This is a genomic window from Kitasatospora cinereorecta, from assembly GCF_024172095.1.
Lineage (GTDB): Bacteria > Actinomycetota > Actinomycetes > Streptomycetales > Streptomycetaceae > Kitasatospora > Kitasatospora cinereorecta.
In genome coordinates this window covers 394,175-415,510 of sequence record NZ_JAMZDX010000007.1, presented here as the reverse complement: position 1 = coordinate 415,510, position 21,336 = coordinate 394,175, and the positions used below count along the sequence as shown (strand labels likewise).

The following is a 21,336-nucleotide window of genomic DNA, read 5'->3' as shown; positions in this document are numbered from 1 at the left end:
CGTCTAGAACGTCTTGACGTCAAGATATCTCGTTACCGGGTCTTGATTCCACCGACCCCTCTCCGTACGGCGGGTCGCATGCCGACGCGGCCGCCGCCGGGGATCCCTCCCGGCGGCGGCCGCGCGCTCCGCCCGCTGTGCGGTCAGGCGGCCGGGGGCGCGTCGAAGGGCGCGCTCCAGGTCTGGTTGGGCTGGTGGGAGCCGCAGGCGTAGGTGCCGACGGTGGCGGCGGAGTCGGTCAGGCTCCCGCCGAAGATGTCCATGCAGACGCCGCCGGCCTGGGTGAGCCGCCCGTCCCGGTGGTAGGTCCACACCTGCTTCGGGTCACCGGTGGCGCAGGCGGCCAGCCGCAGCCCGGTGGAGTCGCCGGAGACGCACAGCCCGGCGTTCTGGTACGAGGCGATCAGGCCGTCGGCGCGGCGGGTCCACTGCTGGTTGCTGTTGCCGGTGCAGCCGTACAGCGCGACCTTGGCGCCGGTGGTGGCGCCGCCGTAGGCGTCCAGGCAGAACGGGGTGGCCTGGAAGCCGGGCTGGGCGGACTGGATCATGCCGGTCGGCGCGGCCGCCCCGCAGCTGCCGGGGTCGATGGTGTACATCGCGTTGTCGTGCGCGCCGATGGTGGCGGTGATCGAGCCCTGCACGCCCGTGCTCGTGTGGCTCCACAGGTCGCGGGCGGTGCGGGTGCAGGTGAGGTTGGAGAACCCGACCCGGCCGAGGTCCAGGGTGTACGTGGTGGCGGTCGCGTTCTTGTTGAGGACGACCACGGCCCGCTTGCCGCCGGCCAGCGGCTTGACCACCACGTCGATCCCGGCGGTGGCGGAGGCGTTGCCGCGCGAGGCCAGGTAGCCGCCGGCGCCGAGCGCGTCCTGGTCGACGGCGATGATGTCGGCGTTCTTGAGGATGCCCAGCTGCGGCGCGTAGGTGACCGGGTCGGCCGCCATCTTCCGCACGTCGGTGCTGATCATCAGCGGCGAGCCCATCGCCGACCAGAGCGCGAACTGGCTGCGCTGCTCGGGCAGGGTGAGCTGGTTGTTGTCGCCGATCAGCAGCATGTCGGCGTCGTTGGCGTTGCCGGGGGCGTTGTACCGGGCCAGCGCGACGGCGTCGGTGAAGTTCTGGTAGACGCCGCCCTCGTAGTAGTCGCCGCCGTGCGGCCAGTCCCAGGCCGAGGTGGTGCTCGGGTGCCAGACCGCGATGTCGGGGCTGACCCGCCACATCTGGCCGAGGGTGCGCACCCAGTCCATCGTGTTGTACTTCTCCGCGGAGGCCGGCCCGTAGCCGGCCGGGGCGGACTCGTTGAAGAGGATCTTGCGGCCGGTCCCGGCCGTGGCGGTGTTCAGGGCGTTCGCGAAGGTGGTGAACTCGCCCTGCCGGTTGGTGGAGTCGGTGCCGCAGTTGTCCAGCTTGATCGAGTCGATGCCCCAGTACGCGAGCGAGTTCGCGTCGGCCTGCTCGTGGCCCATCACGCCGCCGGGTACGCCCTGGCAGGTGTTGACGCCGGAGGTGCTGTAGAGGCCGGCCTGCATGCCGAGGCCGTGCAGGTAGGCGGCGTAGTCGGTGAGTTCCCAGTCGAAGCCCGGCTGGGAGGTTCCGCCCCAGGCGGCGGCGCCGTGCAGGTAGCCGGCGCCGGTGCGCTGCATCCAGCAGTCGTCGACGGTGAGGTTGGTGTAGCCGGCCGCGACCAGCCCGGTGTCGGACATCGCCTTGGCCTGGTCCTGCATGAACTGCTGGAAGGAGTAGCCGTCGCGGGTGCCGTCCAGCCGGGCCTGGGCGGCGCAGGTGAAGCGGGCCCAGTTGTTGAAGCCCATCAGCGGCTTGACGCCGATCGGGGTGGGGGTGTTGGCCGCGACCGGGTCGGCCTGGGCGGACCCGGGGCCGGCGGCCAGCAGGCCGGCCGACGCCAGGACGGTCGCCGCGGTCAGGCCGACGAGTCTTCTGTGCCACCTCATGGTGCTGTCTCCTGGGGGTTGGAACACTCACGCGAGGGATCGTGCTCAGAACTGCGTGAACTTGGCTCTGATCGAGCAGATGTGCGCAATCTGCCGCCATGGCACCGGCATGTCAAGGCTTTCGACCGATCCACGCGCGTGGACCCGCCCCGCTCCCGGCGATCACCCGACCGCCACAGGCGACGGGCCCGGCGGCCGTGACCGAAGTAGCGTGATGTGTCCGACATGTCCGAACCAGGCCCACCGCCGGAGGTGGAACGTGGGGGTACCCGCAGCCCGCATCGTGTTCGACGAGAGCGACCGCGCCACTGTGGCCGACGCCGTGAGCGAGATCCTTGCCACCGGCGCGCTCACCCTCGGTCCGTGGACCGAGCGCTTCGAGCAGGCCTTCGCCACCGAGCACGGCGCCTCGCACGCCGTCGCGGTGGCCAGCGGCACCGCCGCCCTGGAGGTGGTGCTGCGCACCATCGGCGTCCAGGGCCGCGAGGTGGTCGTCCCGGCCGTCACCTTCTACGCGACCGCCGGAGCCGTCCTGCACGCCGGCGGCCGGCCCGTCCTCGCCGACGTCGACCCGACGACCCTGGCGCTCGGCCCGCAGAACGTGGAGGCCGTCCTGACCCCGGCCACCGCCGCCGTCGTGCTGGTCCACATCGGCGGCCTGATCACCCCCGCGGTGGACGCGCTACGCGCCCTGTGCGACGCCCGCGGCCTCCCGCTGGTCGAGGACGCCGCGCACGCCCACGGCAGCTCGTACGCCGGCCGTCCGGCCGGCACCTTCGGCCTGGCCGGCGCCTTCTCGTTCTACCCGACCAAGGTGGTCACCAGCGGCGAGGGCGGCATGATCATCACCGAGTCGCCCGAACTGCGCGACGAGGCCCGCATCTACCGCGACCAGGGCAAGGGCGCCTTCACCGCCAACCACCACGTCCGCGAGGGCGCCTCCTGGCGGCTCAGCGAACTGAACGCCGCGGTCGGCACCGTCCACCTGCGCCGGCTCAAGGAGTTCGTCGAGACCCGCCGCCGGGTCGCCGCCCGCTACGACGCCGCGCTCGCCGGACTCGACGGCCTCACCGCCGTCACCGAACCCGCCGGGGTGCGCTCCAACTACTACAAGTACGTCGCCCTGCTGCCGCCCGGGGTGGACCGCGCCGAGTTCAAGCGCACCCTGGCCGCCGAGCACGACGTCCGGCTCTCCGGCGAGGTCTACGACCTCCCGCTGCACCACCAGCCGGTGTTCGCCCCCTACCGCGGCGCACCGCTTCCGGCCGCCGAGGACGTCTGCGCCCGGCAGATCTGCCTCCCGGTCCTCTCCGACATGACCGAGGACGAGACCGACCGCGTCATCGAGGCCGTCACCGCCGTCCACCGCCGCCTGGCCGGCTGACCCGCCGCCCACCGGCCGAAAGGAACCCCACCGTGCGCGTCGCCGTCACCGGAGGCTGCGGCTTCATCGGCTCCCACGTCGTGGACCGGCTGCTCGCCGCCGGCCACGAGGTCCTGGCAATCGACACCGCCGACCGCTACCTCAACCCCTCCGCCGAGCACTCCAGCCTCGACATCCTCGACCTGCCCGCCCTCACCGCCGCCCTGGAGGGCTGCGAGGTCGCCTTCCACCTCGCCGCGATGGCCGACGTGGAGAAGGTCACCGCCGACCCGGTCGGCGCCGTCCGGGCCAACATCGACGGCACCGAGACCGTCCTGGAGGCCGCCCGCCGCGCCGGACTCGGCCACACCGTGCTCGCCTCCACCGTCTGGGTCTACGGCGCCGCCCTCACCGACGAGACCCTCGACGGCGAGGAACAGGAACTCGACGAGCACACCCCGATCGACCTCGACCACAGCGGCCACCTCTACGTCGCCACCAAGCTCGCCGCCGAGATGCTGATGCACAGCTACCGCGAGCTGTACGGGCAGCACTTCACCATCCTGCGCTACGGCATCCCGTACGGGCCCCGGATGCGCGACGAGCTCGTGGTCGCCCGCTTCGTCCAGGCCGCACTCGAACGCCGCCCCATCACCATCGCCGGCGGCGGCCTGCAGACCCGCAACTTCGTGTACGTCGAGGACCTCGCCGACGCCCACGTCCGCGCCCTGTCCCCGGCCGCCCAGGACCAGACCTTCGCCCTGGAGGGCTCCACCGCCATTTCGATCCGCGAGATCGCCGACACCGTCGACCGCCTGCTCGGCCCCGTCACCATCGAACACATCGAGGCCCGCACCGCCGACTACACCGGCCGCCGCATCTCCAACGCCGCGGCCAAGCGCCTGCTCGGCTGGTCGCCCAGCACCACCTTCTCCGACGGCGTCCAGCGCTACGCCGACTGGTACCGCGCCACCAGCGGCCGGCCGTGAACCCACCCGCGCCCGGAAGCCCGTCCGGTACGTCGCCGGACGGGCGTCCGCACGCCCTGCTGGTCTCCGGCTCGCTCGGCCAGGGCCACGACGTCATGGCCCAGGCCTGCGCCGACACCCTGCACGAGCACGGCTGGACCACCAGCACCGTCGACGCCATGGCCCTGCTCGGCGAGCGCGCCGGCTCCGCCGGCGAAACCGTCTTCCGCCGCCTGCTCGACCTGCCCGGCGTCTACGACGCCTTCCACTTCTCCGCGCTGCGCCCCGGCGCCCGCCTCGCCCTGCTCGCCGACGCCGCCGCCCGCGCCCGCCTCCTTCCCCGGCTGCGCGAGCTCCTCGACGCCCAGCGGCCGCGACTGGTCGTCTCCGTCTTCGCCACCGCCACCTCCGCCGTCGACCGGCTCCAGCGCGAGCGGCCCGACCTGCGGCACGTCGTCCTGTGTACCGACGTCACCCCGCACCGGCTGTGGGTCCAGCCCCGCACCGACCTGTTCCTGGTCACCTCCGAGGTCGCCGCCTGCGCCGTACGCCGCTACCGGCCCGAGGCCCGGATCGCGGTGCTGCCCGCGCCGCTGCGCGAGGAGTTCTACCGGCCGCCGACCCGGGAGAAGGCCCGGGCCGAGCTCGGGGTGCCCGAGGACGCCCGGTGCGTGCTGCTGATGTCCGGCTCCTGGGGACTCGGCCCGCTCGCCCGCGCCGCCGCCGGCCTCGCCGACGCCGGCCCCCACGTCCTCGCCGTGGCCGGCCGCAACCCCGCCCTCGAGCACCGGCTCCGCGCCGCCGCCCGCACCCGCTCCCGTCTGCACGCCTTCGGCTACACCGACCGGATCCCCGCCCTGATGGCCGCCGCCGACCTGGTCGTCACCAGCTCCGGCGACACCTGCAGCGAGGCCCGCGCCCTCGGCCGCCGCCTCCTGCTGCTCGACGTCGTCCAGGGCCACGGCCGCGACAACCTGCAGCACGAACTCGAACTCGGCCACGCCGACGTCACCTCCGCCCGCCCCGCCGACGTCGTCCGGGGCGCCCTCGCCGCCCTCGAGCGCCCCGCGCCCGAGCCCTCGCCGGGCGCCACCCCCCACCTCTGGCGCACCGGCCTCACCCGGGCCCTCACCGACCTCGGGCTCACCTGACCGCCCGCTGTCGGCGGTGTCAACAGAGGACGCCGGCCGGGTCCAGGTGCTCCATCCGGTCCAGACAGCGGCCGATCTCGGCGACCAGCGCGTCGGCGCTCGGCGGGAACTCCTCCGGACCGGTGGAGAGCAACTCGGCGGCGTTCCCGTCGTCGCCCTCGACGTACGCCCCGGCGAGCAGATCGGTGCCGGCCGCACTGAACCGCACCGAGAGCTCCAGCACCACCGTCAGGCCGTCGGCCAGCTCGATCGCCTGACCATCCGTGTAGGTCGCCCGGTCGGGGTCGTCGGTGTACTGCCACGTCGGCCCCAGCGCCGCCCGCCCGCGGACCGCCCCCTTCGGCGCGCCGTCCTCCCACGCCCTGGCCAGGCACTTCAGCCGGAAGTGGGCGTCCCGCAGCGCCACGGCCAACCCGACGGCCGCCCGGCCCGTGCCGTCCATCACGTCACTCCCTGCCGTCGCCCACCGCCCGTCCGGGGGGATCGTAGCGCCCCTGCGCGCCTGTTCGCCGGACGGCGTCCCGGCGCCGCGCCGCCCGGGTCAGCGGGCTTCCGGGCCGGGCGGGAATCCGGGCCGTCGCGTCCAGGCCTGCGGCGTCAGTGGTCGCGGAGGGGGCCGAGGGTGAGGCCGTGTCGGGTGCAGTGGGCGGCGAGGAGGGGGAGGGCGCCGAGGGTGGCGCGCCAGGAGTCGGGGGCGGAGGTGCAGTCGGAGTCGTGCAGGAGGAGGGTGGCGCCGCCGGTGAGGGCGGGGCGGGCGGTGGCGAGGACGGAGGCGGGGGTGGCGTCGGCGGTCCAGTCGCGGCCCCAGGCCGACCACAGGACGGTCCGCAGCCCGAGCCGGCGGGCGGCGAGCGCGAGGCCGGCGGTGAGCACGCCGTACGGGGGCCGGTACCACCGCGGGGCGGCCCCGCAGAACTCGGTGACGGCCTCGGTGGTGCGGCGCAGCTCGCGCAGGTCGCGGCGCGGCGCCGGGTACCACTGCACCCGGTGGTACCAGCCGTGGACGGCGACCTCGTGGCCCCGTTCGACGAGTTCGCGGCCGAGGGCCGGGGCGCGTTCGAGCGCGCTGCCGAGCAGGAAGAAGGTGGCGCGGACACCGAGTCCGTCGAGCGCGTCGAGGACGGCCGGAGTGGAGCGCGGGTCGGGGCCGTCGTCGAAGGTGAGCGCGACGTGGTGGGCGCCGCCGGGCCCGGACAGGTGCGGGGCGAGCAGCCGGCGGGCGGGCGCGAGGCGGACCACCGACGGGGCCAGGTGCAGCAGTTGCACCCCGGCCGCGGCGCCGAGTGCGGCGGCCCCGGCCCGCATCAACCGAACCCGCATCAGCCGAACCGCGCGGCGAGCCGCCGGAACACGCCGGGCGCGGCGCCGTGGAAGCGGGCCGGTGCGGCGAGCCAGTTCGGTACGAAGAGCCGGTCGGTGCGGGTGGTGATGGTGCGGACGACGGTGTCGGCGATCTTCTCGGCGGACACCGGGCGCGGCCGTTCGCGCTGGTAGGGGGTGCCGCGGGTGGTGAAGAACGGGGTGTCGACGGCGCCGGGGAGGATGAGCCGGACGCCGACGCCGGTGCCGCGCAGCTCGTACCAGAGGCTCTCGGCGAACATCGTCAGTCCGGCCTTGGTGGCGGCGTAGGCGGCCTCGTCGCGGACGCCGACCTGACCGGCCATCGAGCCGATCAGGACGATCCGGCCGCGCCCGCGTTCGAGCATGTCGGGGAGCAGCCGGCGGGCCAGCAGCAGGGGCGCGGTCAGGTTGACGGAGACCATGCGCTCGAGGGTCTCGGGCGGGGTGTCGGCGAAGGGGCCGCGCCAGCCGAGTCCGGCACTGGCGATCAGCGCGTCGATCCGTCCGGAGGCGGCGTGGGCGCGCTCGGCGAGGCGGCGGGCGCCGTCGGCGGTGCTGAGGTCCTCGGCGAGGGCGAGGCCGCCGGTGCGGTCGGCGACGGCAGCGAGGCGGGTGCGGTCGGTGCCTGCGAGCAGCAGGCGCCAGCCGGCGTCGGCGAGGCGGGCGGCGGTGGCGGCGCCGATGCCGGAGGAGGCGCCGGTGACCAGGGCGACGGGGGCGCCGCGGGCGGCGGAGCCGTCGGCGAGCGGGTCGGTGTGCCTGGCGGCGTCGGGGTGCGCGCCGTTGCCCTGCGAGCCGTTGGGCCGGGCGCCGTACGCGGGGGTGCCGTCGACGGGCGTGCCGTCCAGGGGTGCGCCGTGGAGCGGGGCGCCGTTGTGGGGTGCGGTGCCGTGGTGGGGTGCGGTGCCGTGGTGGCCGCCGCCGTGATGACCGCCGTCGTCAGCCATGTCGACCTGCCCGTTGTGTCGGAGGTGTCCCGGCAAGTCACCTTCGCACGGGGTCCGAGCCGGGGCTACCTGGGCCGGGCGGTGCGCTCGGGCGGTAAGGCCCCGGCCGGGGGGTCGGGTTGCTCCGTTCGAGGCTCCTCGACCTCGCCGAAGCGGGAGAGCAGGAAGGTGCCGCCGACGGCGAGGACGAACCCGGCGGCGGCGGACCAGGCGTAGCCCGGACGGGCGGTGTCGTCGAGGACCAGCACGCCGATCACGGCCGGCCCGAAGGTCTCGGCGACGGTCCCGGCGGCGGTGGCGGCGGTGACGGTGCCGCGCTGCAGCGCGAGGGCGTACGCGACGTAGCCGCCGAGGCCGCCGAGGGCGAGCGCGTAGGTGGCCGGGTCGCTGAACAGCTCGGCCGCGCTGCCGGCGTTCAGGACCCGGACGGCGAGGCTGGTGACGCCGAAGCCGACACCGGCGAGCAGGCCGAGTCCGGCCGCGGCGCCGTTGCCGTCGCGGCGGGCAAGGACGGCGGTGAGCACCAGGGTGACCAGGGTGGTGCCGAGCAGGGCGAGGTGGAAGGCGAGCGGGGCGTCCTCGCGGCCCTCGTGGCCGGAGCCGAGGGCGAGCAGGATCAGTCCGGCGACCACGCCGACGATTCCGACCACGTCGGGGCGGTGCAGGCGGGCGCCGAGCCAGCGGACCGCGGCGAGGGCGGTGACCGCGAGGCTGGCGTTGGTCACCGCCTGGACGACGAACAGCGGCAGGCTGCGCAGGGCGACGATGCTCAGCGCGAACCCGCCGACGTCCATCCCGGTGCCCAGCAGGAACGGCCAGGAGCGGGCGAGCGCGGTGAGCAGCCCGAGCCGGACCCGGTCGGCGCGCGGGGCCGCCCGGGCGCCGCGGGCCTGGAGGACGGACGCGAAGCCGAAGCAGACGGTCGCGACCAGTGCGGCGGTGAGTCCCAGCAGCATCGTTCCCCACGTCTCGGTTCGGGGGCCGCGGGGCCGCCAGGGCGCTGCGGTCGTCGGAGCCCGCCACCCAGTCTGTGCCGCTCCCCCGGCCCCCGCACGCCGCCCCGCCGGTCACCGGCCAGGACGGCCTGTCACCACGGGTGGCGGATGCCGTACAGTCCGTCAGGGCCCACCGGCCGCGGCCGACTCGACGACGCGCGAAGGAGCAGCCCCCGTGGCGACCGACACCACGATCCCGGTCCCGGAGCTGGACGGCGCCGCCGTCGGGCGGTGGCGCGAGCGGGGCGGCGAGCTGGTCGAGCTGATGGCGCTGGCCCGGGAGCGGCACGGCGGGGTGGCCGGGTTCCGGCTGGGCGGGCGGCCGACGGTGGTGGTGACCGATCCACGGGCGGTGCAGCACGTGCTGGCGCGCCACCCGGACCGGTACGTCAAGCGTTCGCACCGCGCCCGGCTGCTGGTCGGCGACGGGGTGCTGGCCGCCACGGGCGAGGCGTGGAAGCGGCAGCGGCGACTGCTGCAGGCGCAGTTCACCGGCCCGGGGATGCGCCGCTACCAGCAGCGGATCGACGCGGCGGCCCGGACCGCGGCCGAGCGCTGGGCGGGGTACGCGGGCAGCGGGCGGACGGTCGACCTGGGCGAGGAGATGCGCCGCTTCGCGCTGGACACGGTCTGGCGCTCGCTCACCGGGAATCCGGTCGACGACACCACCGAGCGCGAGCTCGGCGCGATCGGCTCGGTGGTGGCCGCGCTGCCGACGCTGCCCGCCGACGCGGTGGACGTGCCGCCCGCGGTCGCGGCCGACCTGGCCCGGATCGACGCGGTCGCCGAGCACGCCCTGGCGGCGGCGCGGCGCGGGGAGGCCGGGCCGGACGGTCCCGGGCTGCTGCACCTGCTGGTGGCGGCGGGCGAGGAGCGGCCGGAGTACACTGACCGGCTGGTCCGCGACGAGCTGGTGACCCTGCTGGTGGCCGGGCACGAGACCACGGCGACCACGCTGACCTGGCTGTACCTGCTGCTGGACCGGTCCCCGCAGGCCCGCGAGGAGGCGCTGGCGGCGGGCCCGGACGGATCGCCGGGCCGCCGCGAGGCGCTGCGGGCGCTGGTCGAGGAGACGCTGCGGCTCTATCCGTCCGCCTGGATGCTGCCCAGGTCCGCGGCCGAGGAGGACGTGCTGCTCGGCCACCGGATCGAGGCCGGCACCGACCTGCTGGTCTGCCCGTACCTGACCCACCGGGACCCGGCGCTGTGGCCCGAACCGGAGCGCTTCGCACCGCGGCGGTTCACCGAGCCGGGCGGGCGGCCCACCCACCCGGGCGCGTACCTGCCGTTCGGGCTGGGGGCGCGGGCGTGCCTGGGGGCGCAGTTCGCGCTGCGGGAGACGGTGGCCCTGCTGGAGCTGCTGCTGCCCGCGTACGTACCGGTGTTCGCCTCGGTGCCGACCGGCGCCGCGTACAGCATCACCGTGCGGCCGGACGGTCCCACCCCGGTCACCGTCCGGGCGTGCTGACGGGGTGTCGGGGCGGGCGGTAATTCGGATGCCGCGGCGGGTCCGGGCTTCCTAGACTCGAGTCCGAACGCGCGCCGCCACCCGATCCTGCGGCGCGCTCCGTGACGAGTGAGGGGAGACCGGCCGTGCGTACCAGCGCCGTTGCCGTCGTCGTCCCCTCGTCGCGCTTCGAGGTGATCCTGGTGTCCTCGTCCGTCCGGTGCCGGCTGCGCGGCCGCCACCGGATGTCCTGACGGGCCACCACGACACGATCCGTCGGGGAATCGCGCCGCCCTGATCCGATTCACCCCTCGAAAGGCCCTGCGGCCATGACCATCGCATTCCCCGGTCTGCTCCTCGACGTCCCTGTCACCGCCGTCCGCAACCTCGGCATCCTCGCCCACGTGGACGCCGGGAAGACCACCGTGACCGAGCGGATCCTCTTCCTCACCGGCGAGGTCCACAAGCGCGGTGAGGTCCACGACGGCACCACCGTCACCGACTTCGACTCCCAGGAGCGCGACCGCGGCATCACCATCTTCGCCGCCGCCGTCAGCTGCGGCTGGCGCGGCCACCGGCTCAACCTGATCGACACCCCCGGCCATGTCGACTTCGCCGACGAGGTCGAGCGCTCCCTGCGGGTGCTCGACGGCGCGGTCGCGGTCTTCGACGCGGTCGCCGGTGTCGAGCCGCAGAGCGAGTCGGTGTGGCGGCAGGCCGACCGGTACGGCGTGCCGCGGCTCGCCTTCGTCAACAAGCTCGACCGGGCGGGCGCCGACCTGGACGCCGCGGTCGCCTCCATCCGCGTGCGGCTCGGCGTCGTCCCGCTGGTGGTGCAGCTGCCGATCGGTGCCGAGGACGGCTTCACCGGTGTGGTTGACCTGGTCCGGATGCGCGCCCTGGTCTGGCCGGACGGCTCCGAACGCTGCGTCGAGGGGCCGGTCCCGCCCGAGCTGGCGGAGGAGGCCCGGCGACGTCGGCGGCGGCTGGAGGAGGCGGTGTCCGAACTCCATCCGCTCGCCCTGGAGGAGTTCTGCGCCGACGCGGCGCTGCGTGACGCCACGCTGGTCCGGGCGCTGCGCGACCTCACCCTCGCCGGTGAGGGCGTCGTGGTGCTCTGCGGCGCGGCGTACCGCAACCGCGGCATCGAGCCGCTGCTGGACGCCGTCACCGCGTACCTGCCCTCGCCGCTGGACGTGCCGCCGGTGCGCGGCACGTACGACGGCGCCCAGCGGGTGCGGGCCGCCGACCCGGCGGAGCCGTTCGCCGGGCTGGTGTTCAAGGTGACCACCGGCGGCCGCGGCCGCCTGACGTCCGTGCGGGTCTACTCGGGCTCGCTGCGCAAGGGCGACGTGGTGCTGGACGCGGGCACCGGACGCACCGAGCGGGTCGGCCGCGTCCTGCGGGTGCAGGCCGACCGGCAGGAGGAGGTCGAGCAGGCCGTCGCGGGCGACATCGTCGCCGTCATCGGGCTGAAGGCCGCCCGGACCGGTACGACGCTGTGCGCACCGGGCGCCCCGCTGGTGCTCGAGCCGCCGTCGGCGGCCGAGCCGGTGGTCTCGGTCGCGGTCGAGGCGCGGCGCAGCGTGGACACCGACCGGCTGGCGTCCGCGCTGGCCCGCTCGGTGGAGGAGGACCCGTCGCTGGCGGTGCGGACCGACCCGGAGACGGGCCAGACCGTGCTGTCCGGCATGGGCGAGCTGCACCTGGAGGTCGCGGTGGAGAAGATCCGCCGCGCCACCGGGCTGGAGATCGCCGTCGGCCGCCCGCAGGTGACGTACCGGGAGGCACCAGTGCGCGGCCTCACGGGGCTGGTGCACCGGCACGTCAAGCAGGACGGCGGCGCCGGGCAGTTCGCCCACCTCGTGCTGGACGTCGAGCCGCTGCCCGGCGCCGGCGAACCGGGCGCGGAACACTTCGCGTTCGGCTCGACGGTGGTCGGCGGCCGGGTGCCGAGGGAGTACGTGCAGGCGGTCGAGGCCGGCTGCCGCGACGCCCTCGCCGAAGGCCCGCTCGGCCACCCGGTGACCGGTGTCCGGGTCACCCTGACCGACGGCGCCACCCACCCGAAGGACTCCTCGGAGCTCGCCTTCCGCACCGCCGGACGGCTCGCCCTCCGCGAAGCCCTCCGGGCCTGTACGACCGCCCTGCTCGAACCGGTCGTCGAGGTCGCCGTCACCGTCCCCGAGGACGCCGTCGGTGGAGTCCTCGGCGACCTCGCCGCCCGCCGCGGCCGGATCACCGGCTCCACCGCGCGGGCCGGCACCGCCGTGGTCACCGCGACCGTGCCGCTCGCCGAACTGTTCGGCTACGCGACGCGGCTGCGCAGCCGTACGCAGGGCCGCGGCACCTTCACGGCCCGGCCGACCGGCTACGCGCCGGCTCCCGCGCCCCGGTAGCCGCTGACGGCCCCGATCCGGCCCGCCCGCCCTCGCGGGTGGGCCGGATCGCGGAGAATGCGAGACGGGCACGGCCGGACCGAACACCGGAGGAGCGACACGATGGACAGTCACGCCTGGGACGCCCGCTACGCGGCCGCCGACCTGGTCTGGGGCACCGAACCCAACCGCTGGGTCGCCGCCGAGACCGCCGACCTGCCGCCCGGCCGCGCCCTCGACCTCGCCGCCGGCGAGGGCCGCAACAGCCTCTGGCTCGCCGCGCGCGGCTGGCGGGTGACCGCCGTCGACTTCGCGGCCGTCGCCATCGACCGGGCCCGGCGGCTGGCGGCGCAGTTGCCCGCCGACGTCTCGGCGCGGGTCGACCTGGTACGGGCCGACCTGCTCGACTACCGGCCCGAGGAGGGCGGGTACGACCTGGTGGTGATCGCGTACCTGCAGTTGCCGGGTGCCGCGATGGGCGCCGTCCTGCGGACCGCCGCCGGCGCGCTCGCGCCCGGCGGCACGCTGCTGCTGGTCGGCCACGACGCCACCAACCTGACCGACGGCACCGGCGGCCCCCAGGACCCGGCCGTCCTGCACACGCCGGACGGCGTCCTCGCCCACCTCGACGGCCTCGGCCTCGCCACCGACCGCGCGGAACGCGTCCGCCGCCCCGTCGCCCGACCGGACGGCACCACCGCCGACGCGATCGACACCCTCGTCCGGGTACACCGCCCCACGGCCTGACGAGAACCATCAGGGGCTCGGGGAACTGCGAGGCCGACCCCGTGGTGAGCGATACCAGCAAACTACGCCGACCCCGGGGCGGGCCTCGCAGTTCCCCGAGCCCCTGATGGTGGACCGCGGACCTCCCGGACGGGTCAGTCGGGCGTCGCTCGGGCGGTGGGGCGGGCCTAGCGTGGGGGTAGGACCGCGTGCGGCGCGGTGCGGGGGCGAGGTGGAGGAGGGTCCATGACGTCCACGGGTGAACGTCGGCCGGTCGTGCTCGGCGTCGACGCGCTCGCCGTCAACCCCACGGTGGTGGCGTGGGCGGCGGACGAGGCGGACCGGCGAGGTGTGCCGCTGCGGCTGGTGCACGCCGTCCCGGAGGAGCGGCGCGGCGAGGGCAAGCGCCGCCACGGCTCGTCGAGCGAGAGCGGTGGCGCGGCGCTGGACCAGATCGTCGAGCTGGTCCGGGGACGTGTGGCGGGCCTGAAGACCGTGCCGGTGATCGCCGACGGCAGCCCGGCGCGGGTGCTGTGCCGGGAGTCGACGCAGGCCGAGCTGCTGGTCCTCGGCTCGCGTGGGATGAGCCGGCTGGAGGAGATCCTCAGCGGCTACTCGGTGACCGTCCCGGTCAGTGCGCAGGCCCGCTGCCCGGTGGTCGTGGTCCGCGACCCGGAGCCGCCCGCCGACGGGCGGCCGTGGGTGGTGGTGGGCGTGGACGGCAGCCCGTCGTCGGTGACGGCGGTGCAGTTCGCCGCGGAGTTCGCCGCGCGTCGCGGGGCGGCGCTGCGGGCGGCGTGGGTGTGGCAGGTGCCGCTGATCGTGCCGTTCGACGAGAAGGTCGCCGTGGAGGAGTTGCGCCGTCAGCTGCACGTGGCCACGGCGGGCTGCGTCGAGCAGTTCCCCGATCTGGAGCTGGAGCGCGAGGTGCTGCGCGGGCATCCGGTCGAGGAGCTGGCCCGGGTCTCGGAGGGCGCCCTCGCGGTGGTGGTCGGCCGGCGGGGCCACGGCGGGTTCACCGGCATGCGGCTGGGTTCGGTGCCGCACGGGCTGCTGCACCGCGCCCACTGCCCGGTGGTCACCGTACCGCCGCCCGCCGAAGCGGAGAGCTGAGCCTCCCCCGCGGGCGCCGGACCGCCCGGGGCGTCAGACGATCGGCGGCCGGCCTGCCCTGGTCAGCCGCCACACGGTGGTCCAGGACATCGGCCGCCGTTCGCCGTGGCCGCCGCGCAGCCCTTCACGCAGGCCGGCGAACCAGGTGGCGAGCCCGGCCCGCGAGCGGGTGCGGGCGACGGTGAGCAGGGTCCAGGCGGCCAGGTAGAGCGGGATCAGCGGGGCGGGGAGGCGGCGGTAGGCGACCCACACCCGGTTGCGGGCGACCAGCCGGAAGTAGAGGGCGTGGCGGGCGGGGTCGGTGGCCGGGTGGTGGACGGTGATGTCGGGTGCGTACCAGCCGGTGCGGCCGAGGTCCCAGAGCCGCCAGCTGAGGTCGAGGCCCTCGTGGTAGAGGAAGAAGTGGCCCGGCCAGCCGCCGGCCCGGTCGTAGTCGGCGCGGCGGACCAGGACGCCTTCCGCCATCACCGTGACCGTGCCAGGGCGCATCGGGTCGCCGGCCCCGAGCCGTGGCACCCAGCGGCGCACGGTCACCCCGGTGTCGGGGTCGGCGATGCGGGGCTGGAGGTAGGCGGCCTCCGGGTGGCGGCGGGCCTCGTCGACCAGTCGGGCGAGGGTGTCGGTGGTGGGGAGGACCGCGTCGTTGTCGAAGAAGAAGACGAACTCCCCCGCGTCCGGCCCGGCGAGGGCGTCCGCCCCGGCGTTGCGGCCCTGCGGGATGCCGGTGTTCTCGGCGAGGGCCACGGTGCGGACGCCGGCCGGGACGTGGTCGGGTACGACGCCGTTGCCGACGACGACCACGCGCAGGTCGACGCCCTTCTGGGCGAGCAGCGACGCCATCGCCCTGGGGAACTCGTCGGGGCGGTCGTTCATGGTGAGGACCACCGCGTCGACGGTCGCCTCGGTGCCGGTCATCGCCTTCTCCTTCGGGTCACGCCGGGTGGTCGGCGTCCTGGACCGTTCCACTGCGCCGCTGGTGCGGCAGGTGGGCAAGGTGGTCGTCCGTCAGGAAGGCCACGGCGGCGAGGCGTTCGCGCGAGGCGGCGTCCGCCAGCAGGACGGACGTTGCGCCGGGGAGCGCGGCTCGGCCCCGGCCCTCCAGGGCGTCCGTGAGGCGGGTGAGGCCGCGGACGTGACGGCGGAAGACGCGGCCGCCGGTGGTGCGGTTGCGGGCGCGCTGGCCGGCGAGGGCGTCCTCGCGGTGGACGGCGAGGAGGACGACGTGCAGTTCGCGGTGGTACCGCCGGGCCCAGCGGGCGAGGAGGCGGCGCATCCACCAGCGGCTGGCGCAGTCGTGCACCAGCAGCGGACCGGGCCGGCGGAACGCGGCGCGGGTGCGCAGGAGGTGGAGCGTCCTGGTCCACGGCCGGTACGCGGCGTACCGGAGCCAGGACGGCATGACGGCCTGGCAGGCGAGGCGGGTGCGGCGGGGGTCGACGACGTCCGCGCGGACGGCCGGTTCCCACCGGCGGATCAGCGTGCTCTTCCCACTGCCGGGCAGCCCGCCGACGACCACGACGGCATCGGCCGCGTAGGTGAGCCGGACCGGTTCGCCGCGGCGTCCGCGCAGGTCGACCACGCCGTGCGGGGCGAGGTCGCACGGCGCGCTCTCGGACGCCGCGCTCACCATGCTCTCCTGGCCGACCATCCCGGCATCCTCTCACGCGGACATCGGGAGCCTGTCCGTTCGGGGTCCGGGGGTCAGGGGCGGCGCATGTACGCTTGGGTGAGGGCGAAGTCGCCGCGGGTACGCGGGGCGTAGGACGGGCGCAGGCCGCGTCAGCCGGTCGGGAGGTGGGGCTCGGCCGGGTGGGTGTCGTCGAGGATCTCGCCGACCGGGCGGCGCGGGGAGGGGGTTCCGGGCGGGCCGTAGCCAAGGCGCAGGACGAGTTGGACGTGGGCGGGGCCGTCCTCGGGTTCGCGCAGGCGCCAGCGGGTGTCGGGCCATTCGACGGCCTGGTGGAGGACGGAGGCGCGGACGCCGTGGACGGTGGCGAGCAGCCAGACGCGTTCCATCGCTTGCCCGGTGCGCAGCCAGTCCGCGGGATGGTCGGTGCGGGTGGCGAGGGTGGCGAGCTGCGGGAGCGGTTCGAAGCGTTCGGTGGGCGGGGCCGGGCGGGTCGGCGGGTGGCCGGTGAAGCTGCGGACGGGGACGCGGGCGTCGTGGTCCTGCGGTCCGAGCACCGCGGGCGGCATGCCGTCCGCGGTGGGGCCCTCCGGGCGCAGCCAGCTGCGGGTCTCGGCCTGGCGCGCGAGGTCGGCGGCGGTGCGGAGTTCGGCCTCGGTGGTCAGCTCCAGCACGCGGCGTACGCCGTACTCCTCGAGGACGGCGAGGTCCACGCCTTCGGCGCGGGCGGCATCGACGAGGTCGCCGAGGATCTGCTCGGGGATGTCGCGGTTGCTGAACGGGCGGCGGCTGGAGTGGCGGTGGGCGATCGCCGGGTAGAGGTCGGGGCCGAAGGGCCGGCGGTCCTCGGCGGGTGCGGAGAGGTCGAGTTCGGCGGCCAGCTGCGGGTCTGCCGGGTCGGGCAGCAGCCGTACGGTGGCGGTGCGGCCGAGCTGGGCGGCGGCGACCCGCAGGTTGAACACGGCGGCGCCGACGGACAGGTGGAGGGCGCGGCCGTCGGGGTCGGTGATCGGGACGGCCCGGGAGGAATCGATGCGGACCTGGAGCCCGTGGCGGTCGGCGGTCGGGCAAAAGCGCCAGGGCTGGCTGTTGTGCAGCGAGGGCGCGGCGCCGCCGGCGGCGGCGAGCAGGTCCAGCTGGGTGTCGGTGAGTGCGAGCGCGGTCATGATGGCTCACTCCTTGCCGCTGCGGGCCGGCGGTGGCTGACAAGATCAGCGTGCTCGCGGGCCGGGCGGCGCGGTAGGGCCGAAGGTCCCCGGGGCGCGGGACCGCGCAGCCCCGCGCGCCGAGGGAACGGCCCGGCGCGCGGGAGGTCGGGGCGGCTCAGGGCGTGGCGCTGCCGTGCGGGTGGCCGGCGTGGTGCCCGCGCGGGTGGGGCAGCGGGGTGTCGAGGGCGTGGCCGGTGCGGTCGTCCGTGTGCCAGGACTGGGACTGGAAGGCGAGGAAGACGGCGGTCCAGCGGGCCTCGGCGGGCCGGTGGATCAGCAGCGCGCCGTCCTGGTGGACGCCGTCGTCGCTGCGGAAGCGGCCGCTGTTGCCCTGGTTCATATGGACGTCGTGGACGCCGTTGCCGGGCGTGAACCCGAACACCTTGTCCGGGGTGGTGGGCTCGGTGGGCCAGCGCTGCCCGAAGACGTACACGACGGCGTCGGGTTCGGCGATCGCCTGCTGGACGCGCTGGTCGAGCAGGTCGGCGAGGTCGTTGTCGGGACCGGGCCGGTCGGGCGGGAGGGTGCGCAGGGCGGCCGGGTCGAGGAGCTTGTCGCGGACCAGGTCGAGGGCCGCGGTGCCGGGGCGCGGGGGCAGCGGGGTCCAGCCCAAGGCGGTGGCGAGCAGCAGCGCGGTGACGGGGTGGTGGAAGTCGTCGTCGACGAGGTACATCAGGTCGGAGGGGGCCTGCTGGGACTGCACGTTGACGGCGGCCCGGAACTCGGTGCCGCCCTGGTCGCGCAGGTGGATCTGGTAGTGCGGGGTGTCGCCGGCGCCTTCCCGGCGGCGGCCGACGGCCCGGGCGGCGAGCACGCCGTAGTGGGCGATGGGCATCGGGTGTCCTCCCGGTTGACGGGGCGTGAGCTGGTCGCGGGCACACCTTCTCGCACCGGCGCCGGCCGGGGGTGGAGAACGTCCGCCCGTCATCCGATGTTCACCGGTCCGAGTGGTCAACGGCTCGATCGTGCACATCCGTTGACCTGCGGCGGCAGCCCCTGGCCGCGATTCGAACACCGGGCCGGGGACCGCTATGATCTCCCGCGGCAAGGCTGTAGCGCAGAGGTCGTCGCGCCCAAGCATCAAGCTGGAGGACGTCGGTTCGAATCCGACCGGCCTTGCCACCTTTGACCGACCGGTGTGGAGTGGTGATGACGCAGCCGACACCCGTACGGTGCCCCGCGATCGAGCACCCGGACATTCCGATCGGCGACCCCGCCGCCCTGGACCCGCTGCTGGCCCGCCTCGGGTCGGCCGCACCGGTCGAGGCCGACGAGGTCTTCCCGGTCGGCACCCTGCGGGCCGACGGGCGGGTCGACCTGTGCAAGCAGGGCCTCGGACCGGCCGGCGCCGCCCGGCTGATGCCGGCCGCCGCCGCCTCCCCGCACGCCGCGCACGTCCTGCTCGGCACCAATGCGATCGGGGACGATGGCGCGCGCACGGTCGCCGCCGTGCTGACCGACGGGCACGGCCTGCACACCCTCTACCTCGGCTGCAACCGGATCGGCCCCGCGGGCGTCGCCGCCCTCGCGACCGCGCTGGACGGGGACACCACCGTCCGCGCCCTGTGGCTGAAGCGCAACCCGGTCGGCGAGCGGGGCGCCCGTACGCTGGCCGAGCTGCTGCGCCGCGACAGCGCGCTGCGCACCCTCGACCTGGTGAACACCGGCCTGACCGCGGACGGGCTGCGCGCCCTGGTGGACGCCCTGACGGCCCGTCCGCACCACGTGGAGCGGCTCTTCCTCGGCGGCAACGGACTCACCGCCGAGACGGCTCCGCTGCTGGCCACGCTGATCCGCGAGGCGGGCGTGCGCGAGCTGTACCTGCCCGCCAACCACCTCGGCGACCGCGGCGCCGCGCTGCTCGCGGCCGCCGCCGACCCGGCCCGGCCGGTGCGGCTCGGCCTCGGCGGCAACGGCATCGGCCCGGCCGGCGCCCGGGCGCTCGCCGACGCGCTGGCCGGCATCGAGGCGCTCGACCTGGGCCGGCCGATGTCCGAGCGCAGCCTCGGCGCGACCGGCAACACCACCGGCGACGAGGGCGCCGCGGCGCTGGCCGCCGCGCTGCCGGGCAGCCCGCTGCGCCGCCTGGAGCTGTGCCACACCGGCCTGACCGGACGCGGCGCCAAGTCCCTGCTGGCCGCCGTGCCGGACGGCTCGGCGCTGGAGTACGTCGGGCTCGGCCCGGGCCTGCCGCGCAAGGTCAAGCGGTCGTTCACCGCGCGGCTGCGCCCGCTCGGCCGCTCCCACCCCGACCTGCGCGCGATCGGAAGTGTCTACCGTTGAGCCCGAGCACCACAGGCCGCCTCCTCCGCCCGGACGAGGCGGCCAGCCGGCGCCGGATCCGGCAGTACGCGGTGCCGCGCTGGATGATCGAGCAGGCCACCGACCGCCGCCTGGCCGGTGACTGGCGCGGCGCTCTCACCGCCGCCCTGGTGGACCCGGCGTTCGACCTGGACCAGGTCGCCGGGCAGTACGGCGCCGAGACCGCCGCCGCGCTCGCCGAGGACCTCCGCCACCTTGCCCCGGACCTGCTGCGCTGGCACCTGCCGCGGCTGCTGGGCGGCCGCACCACCCTCGACACCGCCCGGGTGGTCGTGCTGGCCCGCTACCGCGACGCCGACCCGGACGAGCGCAAGGGCACCACCCCGTACCTGCACGTGGTCACGCCGCCGATGATCGACGGCCCGCAGCGGCTCACCCTGCGCTTCGAGCCGGTCGGCGCCGAGCAGCGCCCCGGCACCTTCGGCCGCACGGTCGAGGACTGGCGCCGCGCCCGCCACCTGTGGGACGCCCGCCGCACCGGCGAACTGCTGGAGCGCTGCGGCGGCAGCGCCGAGCGCGCCCCGTTCTTCCACCCCGACGCCACCCCGGTCGCCGAGGACCGGCTGCCCGCCGCCGACCCCGGCCCGGGCGACCCGGCCGCCCGCGCCGAGTGGCTGACCCTGGCGCACCAGCGCGGCGGCACCGCCGAGGGACTGACCGCCGCCGGCCACGAGTTCGTCCCGACGGCGCCGGAGACCAGCCGCTGGTACCGGTCGGACCCGGTGGCGCTGCTGGCCCAGCTGGAGCTGAACCACGCCCGGCTGGAGCCGGAGGTCCGCCGGCTGGTCGCCGAGGACCTCGGCGAGCGCCACCTGGTCCGCGTCGGCTGGCGCACCTTCGCGCTGCTGGTCCCGAAGCCGGACGGCGGGCTGCGGGTGTCCGTGATCGACCAGGACCAGGCCGACGGCGCGCCCATCCTGCCCGAGGCGCTCTGGCGCCGGCTGCCCGACCTGGACCTGCTGCGCGAGGGCGGGATCACCGCCGACCGGCTGCACCCGCTGGTCCGCGCGGCGCTGTTCCCGGCGCTCGCCGCGAGCGCCGACGCCGGTCCGCCCGGGCCGACGCCGCCGGAGCCGGTCCGGGTCCGCTGCCGCGGCGAGTGGCACGAAGTGGGCTTCCGGCCCGACGGGCTGCTGAGGATGCCGCACAGCGACGAGGAGCAGCAGCGCGAGCGCGCCATGCGCGCCTTCGGCGGCGCGGTCGCCGGCTGCTTCGCGGTCGAGCAGACCTGGTCCTCCGGCTCGGGCCGGCTGCCGCGCGGGCTGACCGACCAGCGCCGTGAGTTGTTCCTGCGCGCCCAGCACGGCGACACCCCGGGGGTGCTGGCCATGTTGGACGCCGGCACCGACCCCCGGGTCCGGGACGCCTCCGGCCGCACCCTGCTGCACGTGCTCAACCTCCTCGACCACGAGGCGCTGCTGCCGCGGCTGCTGGCGGCCGGTCTGGACCTGGAGGCCTGCGACAGCCGCGACCGCACCCCGCTGTACGTCGCCGTCAACGACCTCGGCTCGCGCGCCCTGGTGGAGGCGCTGATCGCCGCCGGGGCCCGGCTCGACCCGGTCGACCGCAGCGAACTGTCGCTGGCCCAGATCGTCCGCCGCTACAAGCGCACCGACCTCGCCTTCCTGCGCGAGCGCGTCCAGGCGGAGCATCCGGACCTCGGCGCCGACTGGTGGGACGAGTGGATGGACGAGCAGGAGGAGTACTGGGCCGAGCAGGACGGCGAGGACGAGGACGAGTGAGCACCACCCGCACCGCACCCGATGACCGCACCGCGCCCGGCGACCGTACGGCCCGGGGC

Annotated in this window: 18 protein-coding genes; 9 read left to right on the top strand and 9 right to left on the bottom strand. The window is 75.7% G+C overall.

The features are described from left to right. Positions 1-143: 143 nt before the first annotated feature. The gene (locus tag FHR36_RS34655) at positions 144-1,949 is read right to left on the bottom strand and encodes a ricin-type beta-trefoil lectin domain protein (protein WP_253803899.1); all 1,806 of its coding nucleotides are present in this window, start codon (positions 1,947-1,949) and stop codon (positions 144-146) included. A gap of 259 nt (positions 1,950-2,208) precedes the next feature. Here FHR36_RS34655 and FHR36_RS34650 point away from each other — a divergent pair, with 259 nt between their 5' ends. The 3 genes from FHR36_RS34650 to FHR36_RS39690 are packed head-to-tail and all read left to right on the top strand — an operon-like array spanning position 2,209 to position 5,431. After that, complete coding sequence (locus FHR36_RS34650; RefSeq protein ID WP_253803897.1) at positions 2,209-3,333, top strand: DegT/DnrJ/EryC1/StrS family aminotransferase; 1,125 nt, start codon at positions 2,209-2,211, stop codon at positions 3,331-3,333. 32 nt (positions 3,334-3,365) lie between these two features. Beyond that, positions 3,366-4,301 (top strand): NAD-dependent epimerase/dehydratase family protein, encoded by a 936-nt coding sequence (locus tag FHR36_RS34645; protein ID WP_253803895.1) that lies wholly within the window; start codon positions 3,366-3,368, stop codon positions 4,299-4,301. Beyond that, positions 4,298-5,431 (top strand): MGDG synthase family glycosyltransferase, encoded by a 1,134-nt coding sequence (locus FHR36_RS39690; RefSeq protein ID WP_308199717.1) that lies wholly within the window; start codon positions 4,298-4,300, stop codon positions 5,429-5,431. The genes FHR36_RS34645 and FHR36_RS39690 overlap by 4 nt, the downstream gene beginning before the upstream one ends. Positions 5,432-5,450: 19 nt before the next feature. Here the strand turns inward: FHR36_RS39690 and FHR36_RS34635 are convergent, their stop codons facing one another. From FHR36_RS34635 to FHR36_RS34620, 4 genes are all read right to left on the bottom strand, one after another. Further along, positions 5,451-5,873, bottom strand: coding sequence for a hypothetical protein (locus FHR36_RS34635; RefSeq protein WP_253803893.1), 423 nt, complete (start codon positions 5,871-5,873; stop codon positions 5,451-5,453). Positions 5,874-6,028: 155 nt separating this feature from the next. Beyond that, on the bottom strand, positions 6,029-6,751 hold the full coding sequence (locus FHR36_RS34630; protein WP_253803891.1) for a polysaccharide deacetylase family protein: 723 nt from the start codon (positions 6,749-6,751) through the stop codon (positions 6,029-6,031). Next, on the bottom strand, positions 6,751-7,719 hold the full coding sequence (locus tag FHR36_RS34625) for an SDR family NAD(P)-dependent oxidoreductase (protein ID WP_253803889.1): 969 nt from the start codon (positions 7,717-7,719) through the stop codon (positions 6,751-6,753). The genes FHR36_RS34630 and FHR36_RS34625 overlap by 1 nt, the downstream gene beginning before the upstream one ends. 65 nt (positions 7,720-7,784) lie before the next feature. Next, the gene (locus FHR36_RS34620; protein ID WP_253803887.1) at positions 7,785-8,675 is read right to left on the bottom strand and encodes a hypothetical protein; all 891 of its coding nucleotides are present in this window, start codon (positions 8,673-8,675) and stop codon (positions 7,785-7,787) included. Positions 8,676-8,889: 214 nt separating this feature from the next. Here FHR36_RS34620 and FHR36_RS34615 point away from each other — a divergent pair, with 214 nt between their 5' ends. From FHR36_RS34615 to FHR36_RS34600, 4 genes are all read left to right on the top strand, one after another. Continuing rightward, positions 8,890-10,182 (top strand): cytochrome P450, encoded by a 1,293-nt coding sequence (locus FHR36_RS34615; protein WP_253803885.1) that lies wholly within the window; start codon positions 8,890-8,892, stop codon positions 10,180-10,182. Between the two features lie 308 nt (positions 10,183-10,490). Continuing rightward, positions 10,491-12,560 (top strand): elongation factor G, encoded by a 2,070-nt coding sequence (gene fusA, locus FHR36_RS34610; protein WP_253803883.1) that lies wholly within the window; start codon positions 10,491-10,493, stop codon positions 12,558-12,560. 102 nt (positions 12,561-12,662) lie between these two features. Further along, complete coding sequence (locus tag FHR36_RS34605) at positions 12,663-13,286, top strand: class I SAM-dependent methyltransferase (RefSeq protein WP_253803881.1); 624 nt, start codon at positions 12,663-12,665, stop codon at positions 13,284-13,286. Between the two features lie 225 nt (positions 13,287-13,511). After that, positions 13,512-14,378 (top strand): universal stress protein, encoded by an 867-nt coding sequence (locus FHR36_RS34600; RefSeq protein WP_253803879.1) that lies wholly within the window; start codon positions 13,512-13,514, stop codon positions 14,376-14,378. 33 nt (positions 14,379-14,411) lie between these two features. Here FHR36_RS34600 and FHR36_RS34595 read toward each other — a convergent pair whose 3' ends face one another. The 4 genes from FHR36_RS34595 to FHR36_RS34580 form a co-directional block, all read right to left on the bottom strand. After that, positions 14,412-15,293 (bottom strand): glycosyltransferase family 2 protein, encoded by an 882-nt coding sequence (locus FHR36_RS34595; RefSeq protein ID WP_253803877.1) that lies wholly within the window; start codon positions 15,291-15,293, stop codon positions 14,412-14,414. A gap of 16 nt (positions 15,294-15,309) precedes the next feature. Beyond that, positions 15,310-16,026 carry an AAA family ATPase gene (locus FHR36_RS34590; protein ID WP_253803875.1) on the bottom strand — a complete coding sequence of 239 codons (717 nt, stop codon included), beginning with the start codon at positions 16,024-16,026 and terminating at the stop codon, positions 15,310-15,312. A gap of 131 nt (positions 16,027-16,157) precedes the next feature. After that, the gene (locus FHR36_RS34585) at positions 16,158-17,171 is read right to left on the bottom strand and encodes an Acg family FMN-binding oxidoreductase (protein ID WP_253803874.1); all 1,014 of its coding nucleotides are present in this window, start codon (positions 17,169-17,171) and stop codon (positions 16,158-16,160) included. Positions 17,172-17,328: 157 nt separating this feature from the next. After that, positions 17,329-18,048, bottom strand: coding sequence for a YukJ family protein (locus FHR36_RS34580; protein WP_253803853.1), 720 nt, complete (start codon positions 18,046-18,048; stop codon positions 17,329-17,331). Positions 18,049-18,362: 314 nt separating this feature from the next. Between FHR36_RS34580 and FHR36_RS34575 the strand changes: the two genes are divergently transcribed. Continuing rightward, positions 18,363-19,496: a leucine-rich repeat domain-containing protein gene (locus FHR36_RS34575; RefSeq protein WP_253803851.1), complete on the top strand. Its 1,134-nt coding sequence runs from the start codon at positions 18,363-18,365 to the stop codon at positions 19,494-19,496. Next, positions 19,493-21,277, top strand: coding sequence for an ankyrin repeat domain-containing protein (locus tag FHR36_RS34570; RefSeq protein WP_253803849.1), 1,785 nt, complete (start codon positions 19,493-19,495; stop codon positions 21,275-21,277). Before FHR36_RS34575 ends, FHR36_RS34570 begins: the two co-directional genes overlap by 4 nt. Positions 21,278-21,336 lie beyond the last annotated feature (59 nt).

Coding starts and splice junctions, on each gene's coding strand:
- FHR36_RS34635 (WP_253803893.1), bottom strand. CDS start 5,873: ATGGACGGCACGGGCCGGGCGGCCGTCGGGTTGGCCGTGGCGCTGCGG.
- FHR36_RS34595 (WP_253803877.1), bottom strand. CDS start 15,293: ATGACCGGCACCGAGGCGACCGTCGACGCGGTGGTCCTCACCATGAAC.
- FHR36_RS34580 (WP_253803853.1), bottom strand. CDS start 18,048: ATGCCCATCGCCCACTACGGCGTGCTCGCCGCCCGGGCCGTCGGCCGC.
- FHR36_RS34605 (WP_253803881.1), top strand. CDS start 12,663: ATGGACAGTCACGCCTGGGACGCCCGCTACGCGGCCGCCGACCTGGTC.
- FHR36_RS34585 (WP_253803874.1), bottom strand. CDS start 17,171: ATGACCGCGCTCGCACTCACCGACACCCAGCTGGACCTGCTCGCCGCC.
- FHR36_RS34655 (WP_253803899.1), bottom strand. CDS start 1,949: ATGAGGTGGCACAGAAGACTCGTCGGCCTGACCGCGGCGACCGTCCTG.
- FHR36_RS34590 (WP_253803875.1), bottom strand. CDS start 16,026: ATGGTCGGCCAGGAGAGCATGGTGAGCGCGGCGTCCGAGAGCGCGCCG.
- FHR36_RS34620 (WP_253803887.1), bottom strand. CDS start 8,675: ATGCTGCTGGGACTCACCGCCGCACTGGTCGCGACCGTCTGCTTCGGC.
- FHR36_RS34630 (WP_253803891.1), bottom strand. CDS start 6,751: ATGCGGGTTCGGTTGATGCGGGCCGGGGCCGCCGCACTCGGCGCCGCG.
- FHR36_RS34575 (WP_253803851.1), top strand. CDS start 18,363: ATGACGCAGCCGACACCCGTACGGTGCCCCGCGATCGAGCACCCGGAC.
- FHR36_RS34625 (WP_253803889.1), bottom strand. CDS start 7,719: ATGGCTGACGACGGCGGTCATCACGGCGGCGGCCACCACGGCACCGCA.
- fusA (WP_253803883.1), top strand. CDS start 10,491: ATGACCATCGCATTCCCCGGTCTGCTCCTCGACGTCCCTGTCACCGCC.
- FHR36_RS34600 (WP_253803879.1), top strand. CDS start 13,512: ATGACGTCCACGGGTGAACGTCGGCCGGTCGTGCTCGGCGTCGACGCG.